Below are 14,664 nucleotides of genomic sequence, written 5' to 3'. Positions count from 1 at the left end.
GCCCGCGGCTTGCATATCCATCCTGATGAGTGCATCATTTTCACAAGCAAACCCATGAGGGTTGATGCATGAACATGCAGGAGGTTCGGAGATGAGGGCGGCGGTGGCGGGAGCCAGCGGCTACGCGGGAGGCGAGCTGCTCAGGCTGCTCCTCGGCCACCCGGAGTTCGAGATCGGCGCGCTCACCGGAGCCTCCAGCGCGGGCAGCCCGCTCGGCGCCCACCAGCCCCACCTGCTCCAACTCGCCGACCGGGTCATCGAGGAGACCACCCCCGAGGCGCTGTCCGGGCACGACGTGGTCTTCCTGGCCCTGCCGCACGGCCACTCCGCCGCCGTCGCCGCCGGGCTCTCCCGGGACGTCGTCGTGGTCGACTGCGGTGCCGACCACCGGCTCGCCGACCCCGCCGCCTGGCAGGAGTTCTACGGCGGCGAGCACGCCGGCACCTGGCCGTACGGCCTGCCCGAGCTACCCGGCCAGCGTGAGGTGCTGAAGACCGCCCGCCGCATCGCGGTGCCCGGCTGCTACCCGACCTCCGTCATCCTCGCCCTGCTGCCCGCGTTCGCCGCCGGCCTGGCCGAGCCCGACGTGGTCGTCGTCGCGGCCAGCGGCACCAGCGGCGCCGGCAGGTCGCTCAAGCCCCACCTGCTCGGCAGCGAGGTCATGGGCTCGGTCAGCGCCTACGGCGTCGGCGGGGTCCACCGGCACACGCCCGAGATGGAGCAGGGGCTCGCGGCCGTGGCAGGCACGCCGGTGCGGGTGTCGTTCACCCCGACGCTCGCACCGATGAGCCGCGGCATCCTCGCCACCTGCACCGCCCCCGCCGTGCCCGGGCTGACCAGGGCGGCCGTGCGCGAGGCGTACGAGAGCGCGCTGGCCAAGGAGCCGTTCACGCGGCTCCTGCCCGAGGGCGTCTGGCCCTCCACCGCGATGACCTACGGCGCCAACACCGCCGCCATGCAGGTGACGCTCGACGAGCGCGCCGGCCGCCTGATCGTCGTCATCGCCATCGACAACCTGACCAAGGGCACCGCCGGAGGCGCCGTCCAGAGCACCAACCTCGCCCTCGGCCTGCCGGAAGAGCTCGGCCTTCCCCTGACAGGAGTTTCTCCATGAGCGTTACCGCCCCCCTCGGCTTCAGGGCCGCGGGCATCGCCGCCGGGATCAAGGCCGGCGACGCGCGCGACCTCGCCCTCGTCGTCAACGACGGGCCGAGCCGCGCCGCCGCCGGGGTCTTCACCGCCAATCGCGTGAAGGCCGCTCCCGTCCTGTGGTCGCAGCAGGTCCTGCGCGGCGGCAGGGTCCGGGCGGTCGTGCTCAACTCGGGCGGCGCCAACGCCTGCACCGGCGCCGAGGGCTTCCAGGACACCCACGCCACCGCCGAGGAGGTGGCCGGGGCGCTCGGCGACTCGGCGGGTGAGATCGCGGTCTGCTCCACCGGCCTGATCGGCGAGCGGCTGCCGATGGACGCGCTGCTGCCCGGTGTGCGGCTGGCCGCCTCCCAGCTGGCCCGCGACGGCGGCCTGGCCGCGGCCGACGCCATCCGCACCACCGACACGGTCTCCAAGATCTCCTTCAAGCGCGGCGACGCGTACATGGTCGGAGGGATGGCCAAAGGGGCGGGCATGCTCGCGCCGGCCATGGCGACCATGCTGTGCGTGATCACCACCGACGCCGACCTGACCCCCGGGCAACTCGACACGGTGCTGCGCGCCGCGACGTCCAGGACGTTCGACCGGCTCGACGCCGACGGCTGCATGTCGACCAACGACACGGTGCTGCTGCTCGCCAGCGGCGCCTCCGGCGTGACGCCCGATCTCGCGGAGTTCGAGCAGAAGGTCACCGAGGTCTGCGCCGACCTGGCCAGGCAGCTGCTGGTCGACGCCGAGGGCGCCTCCAAGGCCATCGCGATCGAGGTGGTCGGCGCCGCCTCGGAGGACGACGCGGTCAAGGCCGGGCGTGCCGTCGCCCGCTCCAACCTGCTCAAATGCGCCATCCACGGCGAAGACCCCAACTGGGGCCGGGTGCTGTCCGCCGTCGGCACCACCGACGCGGAGTTCGAGCCAGACCGGCTCAACGTCGCCATCAACGGCATCTGGGTCTGCCGGGGCGGCGCGGTCGGCGACGACCGGTCCAAGGTCGACATGCGTCCCCGCGACGTGACGATCACCATCGACCTGTCGGCCGGGGCCGCCTCGGCCACCGTCCACACCACCGACCTGACGGCCGACTACGTCCACGAGAACTCGGCGTACTCGTCATGAGGGCCTCCAGCGCGCACACCAAGGCCGGCACCCTGATCGAGGCGCTGCCCTGGCTGGCCCGCTTCCACGGCGCCACCGTCGTCATCAAGTACGGCGGCAACGCGATGACCGAGGAGTCGCTCAAGGAGGGCTTCGCCGAGGACATCGTCTTCCTGCGCTACGCCGGGCTCAGGCCGGTCGTCGTGCACGGCGGCGGCCCGCAGATCAACGAGCACCTCGACCGGCTGGGCATCGAGTCCACGTTCACCGCGGGGCTGCGGGTCACCACGCCCGAGGCCATGCAGGTGGTCCGGATGGTGCTGGTCGGCCAAGTCAACCGCGACGTGGTCGGCCTGATCAACCGGCACGGCCCGTTCGCGGTCGGCATGTCGGGCGAGGACGCCCACCTGTTCACCGCCGAGCGCAAGCACGCGCTGGTCGACGGCGAGCAGGTCGACATCGGCCAGGTGGGCGAGATCGTCAAGGTCGACCCCAGCACCGTCCAGACCCTGGTCGAGCACGGCCGCATCCCGGTCGTCTCCAGCATCGCGCGCGGCGAGGACGGAGAGATCTACAACGTCAACGCCGACACCGCGGCCGCCGCGCTCGCCGTGTCGCTCCAGGCGCAGAAGCTGGTCGTGCTCACCGACGTCGAGGGCCTGTACGCCAACTGGCCCGCCGACACCGACGTGATCGACCATCTCGACGCCGACGCGCTGGCCGCGTTGATGCCCACCCTGTCCAGCGGCATGGTCCCCAAGATGGAGGCGTGCCTGACCGCGGTCCAGGGCGGCGTCCCGGCGGCGCACGTGATCGACGGCCGGGTGCCCCACTCGCTGCTGCTGGAGATCTTCACCAACGAGGGAATCGGAACCATGGTGACGCCCAATGAGTGACAACAGCGGCCTTCAGGACAGGTTCGAACAGGCCTTCATGCCCAACTACGGCATCCCACCGCTGGCGCTGGCCCGGGGCGAGGGCACCCGGGTGTGGGACGTCGACGGCCGTCAGTACCTCGACTTCGTCGGCGGCATCGCCGTCAGCTCGCTCGGCCACGCCCACCCGGCGCTGGTCGAGGCGGTCTCCCGGCAGGTCGCCACGATCGCCCACACCAGCAACCTGTACCTGCACGAGCCCGAGGTGCTGCTCGCCGAGCGGCTCCTCGGCCTGCTGAGCGCTCCCGGCCGCGTGTTCTTCGCCAACTCCGGCACCGAGGCCAACGAGGCCGCCTACAAGCTCGCGCTCAAGTACGGCAGGCGCGAGGGCCGCAGCTACTTCGTCGCCGCCGAGAACGGCTTCCACGGCCGCACGATCGGCGCGCTCTCGCTGACCGGCAAGCAGTCCATCCGCGACCAGTTCGGGCCGTTCCCGGTAGATGTCCGGTTCGTCCCGTACGGCGACGCGGGCGCGCTCAAGGAGGCGGTGACCGGCGACTGCATCGCGGTCTTCCTGGAGCCGACCCAGGGCGAGGCGGGCGTGGTCCCGCCGCCCGACGGCTACCTCGTGGCGGCCCGCGAGATCTGCGACGCGACCGGCGCGCTGCTGGTCGCCGACGAGATCCAGTCCGCCATCGGCCGCACCGGCCACTGGTTCGCCCACCAGGCCGACGGCTTCACCCCCGACATCCTCACCCTGGCCAAGGGCCTCGGCGGCGGCCTGCCGATCGGGGCGTGCATCGGCTTCGGCGACGCCGGCACCCTGTTCGACAAGGGCGACCACGGCTCGACGTTCGGCGGCAACCCGGTCTCGTGCGCCGCCGCGCTGGCCGTGCTGGACAACCTCGACCTCGACCACGTCAAGGCGGCCGGCGAGCGGCTCCGCTCCGGCCTGGAGGCGGTCGATCACCCGCTGCTCAAGGGCGTGCGCGGGCGCGGCCTGTGGCTGGCCACCGTGCTGAGCGAGCCGCGCTCAGCCGAGGTGCAGCGGGCCGCCGCCGACGCGGGCTTCCTGGTCAACGCCCTGCAACCGGACGCCGTACGGCTCGCGCCGCCGCTGGTCGTCACGGCCGCCGAGATCGACGCGCTCGTGGCGGCCTTCCCCGCGATCCTCATGGAGGCTGCCAAGTGACCACCAGACACTTCCTGCGCGACGACGACCTCTCGCCCGCCGAGCAGGCCGAGGTGCTCGACTTGGCCGACGCGATGAAGAAGGACCGCTACGGCTACCGGCCGTTCGAGGGGCCGAAGACCGTCGCGGTGCTCTTCGACAAGCCGTCCACCAGGACCAGGGTGTCCTTCTCTGTCGGCATAGGCGAGCTGGGCGGGCTGCCGCTGGTCATTGACGGCGGATCGTCGCAGCTCGGCCGGGGCGAGCTCGTCGAGGACACCGCCCGGGTGCTCGAACGGCAGGTGGCCGCCATCGTCTGGCGCACCTCCGGGCAGGAACGCGTCGACGCCATGGCGGCCGGGACCACCGTGCCCGTGGTCAACGCGCTGACCGACGAGTTCCACCCCTGCCAGATCCTGGCCGACCTGCAGACCGTGCGCGAACGGTTCGGCGGCACGGCCGGGCTGACGCTGACCTACCTGGGCGACGGCGCCAACAACATGGCCCACTCCTACCTGCTGGGCTGCGCCACGGCCGGGATGCACGTGCGGATCGGCGCCCCGATCGGCTACCAGCCCGACGCGACCATCCTGGTCCGGGCCGCCGAGATCGCCGCGACCACCGGCGGCTCGGTGGTGTCGCTGTCCGACCCGGTCGCCGCGGTCCACGGCGCGCACGTCGTCGCCACCGACACCTGGGTGTCGATGGGCCAGAGCGGCAAGGACGAGCGGGTGGCGGCGCTGATGCCGTACCAGGTGTGCTCCGAGCTCATGGGGCACGCCGCGGAGAACGCGATCGTGCTCCACTGCCTGCCCGCCTACCGCGGCTACGAGATCACCGCCGAGGTGATCGACGGCCCGCACAGCGCGGTGTGGGTCCAGGCCGAGAACCGCCTGCACGCCCAGAAGGCACTGCTCCACTGGCTGGTGGCCACCTCATGAGCATCCCGATGACCAAGGTCGCGCGGCAGGCGAAGATCGCCGACCTGCTGCAGCGGCAGCCGGTGCGCTCGCAGCCGGAGCTGGCCAAACTGCTCGCCGAGAGCGGCGTGGAGGTCACCCAGGCCACGCTCTCGCGCGACCTGGACGAGCTGGGCGCGCTCAAGCTGCGAGCCGAGGACGGCTCGCTCGTCTACGCGCTGCCCGGAGAGGGCGGCGGCCGGATCCCGCTGGCCAGACTCGGCACCGGTGGCGAGTCGCCGGCCGCGCGGCTGCACCGCATCGCGGAGGAGTTGCTGGTCTCGGCGGACGCCTCGGCCAACCTCGTCATCGTCCGGACCCCGCCGGGAGCCGCCCAGTTCCTGGCCTCGGCCATCGACCACGCCGACTGGGAGTCGATCCTCGGCACCGTGGCCGGCGACGACACGATCCTCGTGATCAGCCGTGATCCGCAGGGTGGCCCTTCGGTCGCCGAGTCCCTGCTGAAGGCGGCCGACCGGCGTGCGGCCCAGGAGCCCGGCGGCAGAGAGCGAGGCCCGGTGCCGCCGAGCCCCGAAGAGACCGTCTGAACACACCGACCGAACCAACTGGACACACCAACCGAACACACCGACCGAAGACACCAGCGGCCCGCCGGCAACCCTCCGGAAGGCGGGCTCGCCGTTGACAAGACCGAGCATGGAGACATCGACATGACCGAGAGAGTGGTTCTCGCCTTCTCCGGAGGGCTCGACACATCCGTCGCCATCCCGTTCCTCGCCGAGAAGATGGACGCCGAGGTGATCGCGGTGGCGGTCGACCTGGGCCAGGGCGGCGAGGACATGGAGGAGATCCAGAAGCGCGCGATGGACTGCGGCGCCGTCGAGTCCGTCGTCGTCGACGCCAAGGAGGAGTTCGCCGCCGACTTCTGCGTGCCGGCCCTTCGGGCCAACGCCCTCTACATGGACCGCTACCCGCTGCTGTCGTCGCTGTCGCGGCCGCTCATCGTCAAGCATCTGGTGACGGCGGCCAAGCAGTTCGGCGGCACGGTCGTCTCCCACGGCTGCACCGGCAAGGGCAACGACCAGGTGCGGTTCGAGGCCGGCCTGGCGGCGCTCGCGCCCGACCTGAAGGTCATCGCCCCGGCCCGTGACTTCGCCTGGACCCGCGACAAGGCCATCGAGTTCGCCGAACAGAAGGGCCTGCCGATCGAGACGACGAAGAAGAACCCGTTCTCGATCGACCAGAACCTGTGGGGCAGGGCCGTCGAGACCGGCTTCCTCGAGGACATCTGGAACGGTCCCACCGAGGACGTCTACGCCTACACCGCCGACCCGTCCGTGCCGCGCGAGCCCGACGAGGTCGTCATCACCTTCGCGCAGGGCGTCCCGGTCAAGATCGACGGGCGGGCGCTCACGCCGTACCAGATCATCGAGGAGCTGAACAAGCGGGCCGGCGCGCAGGGCGTCGGCCGGATCGACATGGTCGAGGACCGGCTGGTCGGCATCAAGTCGCGCGAGGTGTACGAGGCGCCCGGCGCGATGGCGCTGATCACCGCGCACATGGAGCTGGAGAACGTCACCGTCGAGCGTGACCTGGCCCGGTTCAAGCGCGGCGTCGACCAGCGTTGGAGCGAGCTCGTCTACGACGGTCTGTGGTTCTCCCCGCTCAAGAACGCCCTCGACGCGCTCATCGCCGACGCCCAGAAGTACGTCTCCGGCGACATCCGCATGACGCTGCACGGCGGCAGGGCCACGGTCACCGGGCGCCGCTCCGAGGAGTCGCTGTACGACTTCTCCCTGGCCACCTACGACACCGGCGACACTTTCGACCAGTCCCTGGCCAAGGGCTTCGTCCAGCTGTTCAGCCTGCCGGCCAAGATCGCCGCGGCCCGGGACGCGAAGCGCGGGTGATGTGCACTAAGGTCGCGCCCGGGGGGCTCGGAGGAGTGAGCCGGGCGCCATGCCGACGAGCACCCGAGCGGGCGCGACCATGAAAGCCGACGTGAAGGAGACAGTGGTGAGTGATGGCAAGCCGATGAGGCTGTGGGGCGGGCGTTTCGAGGGGGGCCCGGCCGACGCGCTGACGCGGCTGTCGGTGAGCGTGCACTTCGACTGGCGGCTGGTGCCGTACGATCTGGCGGCGTCACGCGCGCACGCCCGCGTGCTGCACAAGGCGCGACTGCTGAGCGACGACGAGCTCGAGCGCATGATCGGCGCGCTCGACGACCTGGAGCGCGCCTGCAAGGCGGGCGAGTTCCGGCCCACCGTCGCCGACGAGGACGTGCACACCGCGCTCGAGCGCGGCCTGCTGGAGCGGCTCGGATCGCTCGGCGGCAAGCTGCGCGCCGGGCGGAGCCGCAACGACCAGATCGCCACCGATCTCCGCCTCTACCTGCGCGACCACGCCCGCACCATCGTCTCGCGGCTGGTCGAGCTGGAGACCGCGCTGATGGCCCAGGCCGAGCAGCACGCCGACACGGCCGCGCCTGGGATGACGCACCTGCAGCACGCGCAGCCGGTGTCGTTCGGCCACCAGTTGCTCGCGCACGTGCACGCCTTCGCCCGTGACATCGACCGGCTCACCGACTGGGACAAACGCGCCGCCGTCTCGCCGCTCGGCGCCGGCGCGCTGGCCGGTTCGTCGCTGCCGCTCGACCCGCAGGCGGTGGCCGCCGAGCTGGGCTTCGACAGCGCCGCGCCCAACTCGATGGACGCCGTGGCCGACCGTGACTTCGCGGCGGAGTTCCTGTTCGCCGCGGCTCTCGTCGGCGTGCACCTGTCGAGGCTGGGCGAGGAGATCGTGCTCTGGGCCTCGCAGGAGTTCCGCTGGATCGAGATGGACGACGCCTACTCCACCGGCTCGTCGATCATGCCGCAGAAGAAGAACCCCGACGTGGCCGAGCTGGCCCGCGGCAAGTCGGGGCGCCTCATCGGCAACCTCATGGCGTTGCTCACCACGCTGAAGGGCCTGCCGCTCACCTACAACCGTGACCTGCAGGAGGACAAGGAGCCCGTGTTCGACACCGTCGACACGCTGCTGCTCGTCCTGCCCGCGATGGCCGGCCTCGTCGCGACCATGCGGGTCAACACCGCGCGGCTGCAGGAGTCGGCCCCCGACGGGTTCGCGCTCGCCACCGACCTGGCCGAGCTGCTGGTGCGCCGCGGGGTGCCGTTCCGCGACGCGCACGAGGCCGTCGGGCACCTGGTGGTGTGGTGCCAGGTCAACGACAAGGACCTGGGCGACCTGAGCGACGACGAGCTGGTCAAGGTGTCGCCGCACCTGACCCCCGACGTCCGCGACGTGCTCAACGTGCCGGGCGCGCTCGCCGCCCGCAAGGCCCACGGCGGCACCGCCCCCGACCGCGTCCGCGACCAGCTCGTGGCGCTGCGCGAGGCGGTCGACGCCCAGGCGGCATGGGCAGCGGGCTCCTGAGCTCCGCGCCGCTGCCGCGCGGGTTCTTCGACCGGCCGTCGCCCGAGGTGGGGCCCGACCTGCTCGGGCGCGTGCTCGTGCACGGCCCGGTCGCGGTGCGGCTCACCGAGGTCGAGGCGTACGGCGGGCCCGGCGAGGATCCCGCCGCCCACACCTACCGGGGCAAGACGCCCAGGAACGCGGTCATGTTCGGCCCGCCGGGCCACCTGTACGTGTACTTCACCTACGGCATGCACTTCTGCGCCAACCTGGTGTGCCTGCCGGAAGGACACGGCGCGGCCGTGCTGTTACGAGCCGGGCAGGTCGTGGCCGGCGCCGAGGTCGCCCGCGCCCGCCGGTCCGGCGGCAGGCCCGTGGCCGAGCGCGATCTCGCCCGGGGCCCGGCCAGGCTGGCGGTGGCACTCGGGCTGGGGCGCGAGCACAACGGGCTCGACGCCGTGGGAAGGGGCCCGGCCGGCGCTCCCGGACGTCTGTCCGGCCGGCCTGCCGGGGCCGCGGTCGTGCTCGAAGGCAGCCCGCCCGAGCCCGGCGCGATCAGGTCGGGGCCGCGGACCGGGATCTCGACCGCCAAGGACACACCCTGGAGGTTCTGGATCGACGGCGACCCCACCGTGTCGCCGTATCGCGCTCACGTGCCGCGCCGGCGCAACTCCGCGGCCACCTCGGTGGGAGAGGCGCCCAGGTCGTGAGCGCTGAAGATGTGCAGGCCGTCACCGGTGTCGATCTCCAGCATCTCGCTGCGCAGCCCGTGCCTCCTGCGCACGTCCACCGTGATCTCCTCGATCCGCTCCCAGGGCACGTGCCGCCTGCCCGCGTAGCCGTGCACCACGGTGATGCCGCTCTCGTCGGCCGCCAGCCGCACCGGGACGAGGAGATCGCGCAGCCCCATTCCGCCCAGCAGGACGGCCGCGGGGACGGCGAGGATCACGCCGCGCACATCACCGCCGGCGTACCAGTACACGGCGAGACCGGCACAGGCCAGAGCCCCTAAGATCTTGAAAACGGCCGGCTCGCGACGGACCTTCCACATGGGGCACGAGAGTATCCAAGTAGCGGTCATCAGGCGCGATCAGGCAGGCTGTAACCACTGACGTCTATCGGAAAGCCAGCACCGTGACCGACATTCTGGATGAGCTCGAATGGCGCGACGTTCTCGCGCAGACCACCGACGTCGACGCCCTGCGCGGGGCGCTGTCGGAGGGTCCGATCACGGTCTATGCCGGCTTCGATCCGACCGCCCCGTCGCTGCACATGGGCAACCTGGCCACGCTGCTGATCCTCACCCGATTCCAGCGCGCCGGCCACCGGCCGATCGGCCTGGTCGGCGGCGCGACCGGCCTGATCGGCGACCCCAGCGGGCGCAGCACCGAGCGGGTGCTCAACACCTCCGACGTCGTGGCCGAATGGGTGGCGAAGATCCGGGTCCAGGTGGAGCGGTTCCTCTCCTTCGACCCGGGGCCCAACGCCGCGACACTGGTCAGCAACCTCGACTGGACTGCCGAGATGTCGGCCATCGACTTCCTGCGCGACATCGGCAAGCACTTCCCGATCAACCGCATGCTCGCCCGCGAGTCGGTCGCCGCCCGCCTCGGCGGTGACGGGCTCAGCTACACCGAGTTCAGCTACCAGATCCTGCAGGCCAACGACTACCTCGAGCTCTACCGGCGCCACGGGTGCACGCTCCAGGTCGGCGGCAGCGACCAGTGGGGCAACATCACCGCCGGGGTCGACCTGGTCCGCCGCGTCGAGGGCGCCCACGTGCACGCCCTCACCGGCAAGCTGATCACCAAGGCCGACGGCACCAAGTTCGGCAAGACGGCGGGTGGCGCGGTCTGGCTCGACCCGGCGCTGACCTCGCCCTACGCGTTCTACCAGTACTGGCTCAACTCCGACGACCGCGACGTGGTGCGGCTGCTGAAGGTGTTCACCTTCCGGAGCCGCGAGGAGATCGAGGAGCTGGAGAAGGCCGTCGCCGACCGGCCGTTCGCCCGGGTGGCGCAGCGCGCCCTGGCCGAGGACCTGACCACGCTCGTGCACGGCGCCGACGAGCTGGCGGCGGTGGTCGCCGCGTCCAAGGCGCTGTTCGGGCAGGGCTCGCTGGAGGAGCTGCCCGCCTCGACGCTGGAGGCGGCGCTGGCCGAGGTGCCCAAGGCGGCCGTCCCCGCGCTCGGGGCGCCGTTCGTGGACCTGATGGCCGACAGCGGCCTGGTGGAGTCCAAGTCCGCGGCCCGGCGCGCGGTCAAGGAGGGCGGCGCCTACCTCAACAACGTCAAGATCACCGATGAGTCCTACGTTCCGGCCGCCGGCGACCTGCTGCACGGGCGGTTCATGGTGCTGCGCCGCGGCAAGAAGGCGATCGGCGGCGTCGAGGTCGGCTGACGGGTGAGCGGGTCTCTTCGGAGGGGAGAGGCCCGCGTCACCGCCGGGCGAACAACGCCACCGTGAGGCCGGGCAGCTCCGCCGAATGCCAGGACGTGGCCATCGCGAAGCCGGCCTCCTGAACGGCCTTCACCCTCGGCAGCTTCAGGCCCGCCTGCCTGGTGCCGCGCCACACGATCCAGACCCGGCGACGGTCCGCGAGCGCCTCGCCGATGTCCCGCCGCTCCGGGAAGGCGAAACCCCGGGCGTCGGGCTCGCGGCCCAGCCGGAGCACGTCGTCCGGCATGCCGGAAGGCGCGTAGTAGTCGAAACCCGCCCGGACCGGGCTCTGACCGAACACGATCGCGTCCCCGGCCCGCGCGTCCACCCTCCGGACCGCGCCGGGGAAGTCCTCGAACCGCCCGTTGAAGGCACGTGACTCGACCTGCTGCGCCAGGCCCGCGGCTCCGGCCCCGACCAGCAGCACGCAGCAGGAGGCCACGCTCGCCCGGGGCACGCTCGCGACGGCGATCGCCGCCAGCAACGCCAGGGCGGGCGCTGCGACGAACAGGTAGCGGTCCACGTAGACCGGCGTGACGAGGTGGGACACGGCCAGCAACAGCAGCGGCGGCAGCACCAGCCACCCCAGCAGCGCTCCCGCCCAGGGCCTGTCGCGCAGCAGCGCCGCTCCGGCCAGCGCCACCGCGAACAGCGGCACCCCCACCTCTGCCGCTCCGGCCGCCATCTTGGGGAACTTCAGCAGCACCTCCGGCCCCCTCTGCGTGATCCAGCTGATCGCGTGCCGCTCGCCGTACCCGACCGAACCGAGGACGAGCGCCGGAAGCCCGCCGAGGGCCATCGCCGGAATCATCCGCGCCAGGCGCATGCGCCCGGCCACGGCGGCCAGCAGCTGCGCGGGCAGCACCAGCACCGCGAACAGATGCGTGCAGCACACCAGCGCGACCGACACCCCGTACAGCACCCACCCGCGCCCCCTCGACGCCCGGTGCAGAGCCCAGAACGACAAGACGACGGCCGCCGCCGCGAACGCGTACGAACGGGCATAGGCCCCGTAGTACGACACCGACGGCAGCAGGGCCAGGAGCAGCGCGGCCGTCACCCCCGCCCGGGTGCTGTGCAGCCGCCGCCCCAGATCGCACAGGAACCACGCGGCCACGCCGATCGCCAGGGCCGACGGCAGCCGCAGCCACAACTCGGCCGTGCCCATCTTCATCCAGAAGTGCATGAACAGGTAGTACGGCAGGAAATGTCCGTCAATGTGCCGTGCCAGCTCCCACAGCCCGGACAGGGAGCGGCCGGCGGCGCTGAGCGTCGCCAGCTCGTCGCCGTTGAGTGAGGCCGAGCCCGACCCGCTGAGCGCCACCGCCCCCGCCAGCGGCCCCGTCCACCAAGGGTTTCGCCGACGAGAAGGCACGGCTAACGAGGCAGGCGGGGCAGACGGAGTCGGTGTGGCCGTGTTGATCATCGGGGCAGGATACGCGCATAAGCTTCAGTACATGGCTGAAGTCATCGTGTTCGATCTTTACGGAGTGATCGCCCGCATCCAGACGGACGCGGCCAAACAGCGTCTCGTCGATCTCGCCGGTGTGCCGGGGGAGAGCTTCTGGGAGGCGTACTGGGCCTGCCGTCCGGCCTACGACGCGGGCCAGGACAGCGGTGCCTACTGGGCGACCGTGGCGGAGCGCCTGGGCGCCTCGTTCGCCGACGTCGCGGCGCTGATCGAGGCCGACCTCGACAGCTGGTGCCGGGTGGACGAGGAGATGGTGTCGCTGGTGTGCGAGCTGGCCGACCAGGGTCGCACCCTCGGCCTGCTGTCGAACATCATCGAGGACCTGGTGCCCATCTGGGAGTCCCGGCACGGCTCGTGGCTGGGACGCTTCGCCTCGCGCACGTACTCGTGCCGGATCGGGGTCGCCAAGCCGGACCGCCGGGCGTACGAGATCTGCGCCGAGCGGATCGGGACGCACCCCTCGGACGTGCTGTTCTTCGACGACAACGAGGCCAACGTGCTGGCCGCGCGCGAGACGGGGATGATGGCGGAGCTGTTCACCTCGGCCGACCAGGTCCGCGCCCTCACGGCAGGACGCTGACACGCGGCGCGGCGTCGACGACCTCAGCCCGTCGGGAGAGCCCCGCCATGAGGTCCTGCCGCGAGGAGAAGGAGGGCGGCCAGGGCGGCGTCCTTGTGATCGCGCGTCCACGGCGGCCCGACCTGGGCCCGCAGCGAGCCGACCAGGTCTGCCGCTCCCGGGCCCAGCACCGGGGCGGCCGTGTCGCCGAGCACCTTGAAGTCGTAGCGCCCCACAGCGAGCCCGAGACTCCGCGCCCCGTCCACCAGTGCCTCGTGGTACAGCTCGCCCTCGGCCCCGTGCAGGAAGTGATGCTTCCCCAGCACCGCGCCCAGATCCTCGGGCAACGCCATCCGCCCGGCCCCCACGGCCCCGAGATCGAGAGCGACCCCCACCGGCTCGTGCCCGCGATCGGTCAGCTCACCGGCGGCCCGGGCCAGCGCGTCCCGCGCCGCCGCACGAGCGGACCCTTCGACCCGGGCGATCAGCGACGCCGCCTCACCCAGCGCGAGCCCCGCGGCGGCGTGATACGGCTGGTCGGGCAGCGCGGGGTCGTCCAGCAGCGTGATCCGCTCGCGCAGCAGCACCCGCGGCGCAGCCACCTCACCGCCGAGCCCGACGAGCACCGCCCACCCGCAGTGGTCACGAACCCCCAGTACCGCTCGCGCCATGGCGCCCCCTCCGTGTCACCGGCCCGTAGTGATCGTCATCAACGGACGCTGGTACGGCGGGCCTGGTGTCGAATCGCCCGCATTTCAGGGACAACGGTACGGCTGATCCACAGTCACCGCGCTCCACGCGGCACTCGTGATGCCCCTGTGGTGACACCCGCGGAGGACCTCGATGACAGACGGGGTCGGCGATCGACTCGTTGATGGGCTGATGGCCGTCCGGCGGGACGCCGATCCACCTGATGGGGCGTCGGTCGTGCGGAGGGATGCCGGCCGATCTGGCGGGTCATCGGTCGTGTGGCGGGACTCCCCAGAGGGCAGCCGGGCGCGCGAGGTAGCGGCTGAGTGGCCGAGGCCTTGTCGGGTGTCTGTCCAGGTAGACCGGTACGCTCAGAGATGGCCGCGTGGGCCGGGGCGCCGGTGGCGTCCGCCGCGATTTGACGACTGGCGGATCGCGACCTAATCTTTCACTTCGCCCCGGGAGTGAGCCGGACGCCACAGGCGGACGGGCCCCAGGGCAAGCCCCTTGAGAAGCGAACCACTTGGTCGAGGCGCTCCATCGCGCTCAGGCCGAGCCGTCGCGGGCACGTTCAGGTCACCGGAAAATCGGTTGATTCGACAGGCTCAGGATGGCACGGTAAGTTACGAGGGTTGCCCCGGAGACGGGGTGCTCAATTCTAGACAGGTTCGATCCATCTCCCGCAAGTCTTCGGATTTGACACAGACGGAGCGCCTGTTAAAGTTTAAACGTGAAATGAACGCCTCTGAGCGGGGTCTGGGTTTTCCGGGTTTCTGTGAGGGTGTACGCGTCCGTTTCTTGAGAACTCAACAGTGTGTTAAAAGCCAGTGCATGATGCACAACCCCGTCATTTTGGTGACGGATTCCTTTGGTTGACATTCATGAGT

General features: G+C 71.4%; 14 protein-coding genes. 11 read left to right on the top strand and 3 right to left on the bottom strand.

The window, feature by feature from the left end:
• Positions 1-91 precede the first annotated feature (91 nt).
• The 9 genes from argC to AB0C16_RS36190 all read left to right on the top strand — a co-directional run bounded on the left by argC (position 92) and on the right by AB0C16_RS36190 (position 9,328).
• Positions 92-1,114: an N-acetyl-gamma-glutamyl-phosphate reductase gene (gene argC / locus AB0C16_RS36230; RefSeq protein ID WP_357689975.1), complete on the top strand. Its 1,023-nt coding sequence runs from the start codon at positions 92-94 to the stop codon at positions 1,112-1,114.
• Positions 1,111-2,262 (top strand): bifunctional glutamate N-acetyltransferase/amino-acid acetyltransferase ArgJ, encoded by a 1,152-nt coding sequence (argJ, locus tag AB0C16_RS36225; RefSeq protein ID WP_357689973.1) that lies wholly within the window; start codon positions 1,111-1,113, stop codon positions 2,260-2,262. Before argC ends, argJ begins: the two co-directional genes overlap by 4 nt.
• Positions 2,259-3,137 (top strand): acetylglutamate kinase, encoded by an 879-nt coding sequence (gene argB, locus AB0C16_RS36220; protein WP_357689971.1) that lies wholly within the window; start codon positions 2,259-2,261, stop codon positions 3,135-3,137. The genes argJ and argB overlap by 4 nt, the downstream gene beginning before the upstream one ends.
• Positions 3,130-4,308, top strand: coding sequence for an acetylornithine transaminase (locus tag AB0C16_RS36215; protein ID WP_357689969.1), 1,179 nt, complete (start codon positions 3,130-3,132; stop codon positions 4,306-4,308). Before argB ends, AB0C16_RS36215 begins: the two co-directional genes overlap by 8 nt.
• Positions 4,305-5,228, top strand: a complete 924-nt coding sequence (gene argF / locus AB0C16_RS36210) for an ornithine carbamoyltransferase (RefSeq protein ID WP_357689967.1) — start codon at positions 4,305-4,307, stop codon at positions 5,226-5,228. The genes AB0C16_RS36215 and argF overlap by 4 nt, the downstream gene beginning before the upstream one ends.
• Positions 5,225-5,794, top strand: a complete 570-nt coding sequence (locus AB0C16_RS36205) for an arginine repressor (RefSeq protein ID WP_357689965.1) — start codon at positions 5,225-5,227, stop codon at positions 5,792-5,794. The genes argF and AB0C16_RS36205 overlap by 4 nt, the downstream gene beginning before the upstream one ends.
• A 123-nt stretch (positions 5,795-5,917) precedes the next feature.
• The gene (locus AB0C16_RS36200; protein WP_357689963.1) at positions 5,918-7,117 is read left to right on the top strand and encodes an argininosuccinate synthase; all 1,200 of its coding nucleotides are present in this window, start codon (positions 5,918-5,920) and stop codon (positions 7,115-7,117) included.
• Between the two features lie 79 nt (positions 7,118-7,196).
• Positions 7,197-8,639, top strand: coding sequence for an argininosuccinate lyase (gene argH, locus AB0C16_RS36195; protein ID WP_357690023.1), 1,443 nt, complete (start codon positions 7,197-7,199; stop codon positions 8,637-8,639).
• Positions 8,621-9,328, top strand: a complete 708-nt coding sequence (locus AB0C16_RS36190) for a DNA-3-methyladenine glycosylase (protein WP_357689961.1) — start codon at positions 8,621-8,623, stop codon at positions 9,326-9,328. Before argH ends, AB0C16_RS36190 begins: the two co-directional genes overlap by 19 nt.
• On the opposite strand, the gene AB0C16_RS36185 is transcribed toward AB0C16_RS36190, so the two are convergent.
• Positions 9,268-9,669, bottom strand: a complete 402-nt coding sequence (locus AB0C16_RS36185; protein ID WP_357689959.1) for a PH domain-containing protein — start codon at positions 9,667-9,669, stop codon at positions 9,268-9,270. The genes AB0C16_RS36190 and AB0C16_RS36185 overlap by 61 nt on opposite strands.
• Before the next feature lie 83 nt (positions 9,670-9,752).
• On the opposite strand from AB0C16_RS36185, the gene tyrS reads away from it, so the two are divergent.
• Positions 9,753-11,018 (top strand): tyrosine--tRNA ligase, encoded by a 1,266-nt coding sequence (tyrS, locus tag AB0C16_RS36180; RefSeq protein WP_357689957.1) that lies wholly within the window; start codon positions 9,753-9,755, stop codon positions 11,016-11,018.
• 37 nt (positions 11,019-11,055) lie between these two features.
• Here tyrS and AB0C16_RS36175 read toward each other — a convergent pair whose 3' ends face one another.
• Positions 11,056-12,381 carry a glycosyltransferase family 39 protein gene (locus AB0C16_RS36175; protein ID WP_357689955.1) on the bottom strand — a complete coding sequence of 442 codons (1,326 nt, stop codon included), beginning with the start codon at positions 12,379-12,381 and terminating at the stop codon, positions 11,056-11,058.
• A gap of 133 nt (positions 12,382-12,514) precedes the next feature.
• On the opposite strand from AB0C16_RS36175, the gene AB0C16_RS36170 reads away from it, so the two are divergent.
• The gene (locus tag AB0C16_RS36170; protein ID WP_357689953.1) at positions 12,515-13,108 is read left to right on the top strand and encodes an HAD family phosphatase; all 594 of its coding nucleotides are present in this window, start codon (positions 12,515-12,517) and stop codon (positions 13,106-13,108) included.
• 23 nt (positions 13,109-13,131) lie between these two features.
• Here the strand turns inward: AB0C16_RS36170 and AB0C16_RS36165 are convergent, their stop codons facing one another.
• On the bottom strand, positions 13,132-13,758 hold the full coding sequence (locus AB0C16_RS36165; RefSeq protein ID WP_357689951.1) for a hypothetical protein: 627 nt from the start codon (positions 13,756-13,758) through the stop codon (positions 13,132-13,134).
• Positions 13,759-14,664: the final 906 nt, after the last annotated feature.

The organism is Nonomuraea sp. NPDC048916, from assembly GCF_040649575.1.
Lineage (GTDB): Bacteria > Actinomycetota > Actinomycetes > Streptosporangiales > Streptosporangiaceae > Nonomuraea.
The sequence above is the reverse complement of the archived record's forward strand: the minus strand, read 5'-3'. Positions and strand labels throughout refer to the sequence as shown.

Excerpts from the sequence above, each read along its gene's own strand:
- AB0C16_RS36170 (WP_357689953.1), top strand. The coding sequence starts at position 12,515 with ATGGCTGAAGTCATCGTGTTCGATCTTTACGGAGTGATCGCCCGCATC.
- argJ (WP_357689973.1), top strand. The coding sequence starts at position 1,111 with ATGAGCGTTACCGCCCCCCTCGGCTTCAGGGCCGCGGGCATCGCCGCC.
- argC (WP_357689975.1), top strand. The coding sequence starts at position 92 with ATGAGGGCGGCGGTGGCGGGAGCCAGCGGCTACGCGGGAGGCGAGCTG.
- AB0C16_RS36165 (WP_357689951.1), bottom strand. The coding sequence starts at position 13,758 with ATGGCGCGAGCGGTACTGGGGGTTCGTGACCACTGCGGGTGGGCGGTG.
- AB0C16_RS36205 (WP_357689965.1), top strand. The coding sequence starts at position 5,225 with ATGAGCATCCCGATGACCAAGGTCGCGCGGCAGGCGAAGATCGCCGAC.
- AB0C16_RS36190 (WP_357689961.1), top strand. The coding sequence starts at position 8,621 with ATGGGCAGCGGGCTCCTGAGCTCCGCGCCGCTGCCGCGCGGGTTCTTC.
- argH (WP_357690023.1), top strand. The coding sequence starts at position 7,197 with ATGAAAGCCGACGTGAAGGAGACAGTGGTGAGTGATGGCAAGCCGATG.
- argB (WP_357689971.1), top strand. The coding sequence starts at position 2,259 with ATGAGGGCCTCCAGCGCGCACACCAAGGCCGGCACCCTGATCGAGGCG.
- AB0C16_RS36185 (WP_357689959.1), bottom strand. The coding sequence starts at position 9,669 with ATGTGGAAGGTCCGTCGCGAGCCGGCCGTTTTCAAGATCTTAGGGGCT.
- AB0C16_RS36215 (WP_357689969.1), top strand. The coding sequence starts at position 3,130 with ATGAGTGACAACAGCGGCCTTCAGGACAGGTTCGAACAGGCCTTCATG.
- AB0C16_RS36200 (WP_357689963.1), top strand. The coding sequence starts at position 5,918 with ATGACCGAGAGAGTGGTTCTCGCCTTCTCCGGAGGGCTCGACACATCC.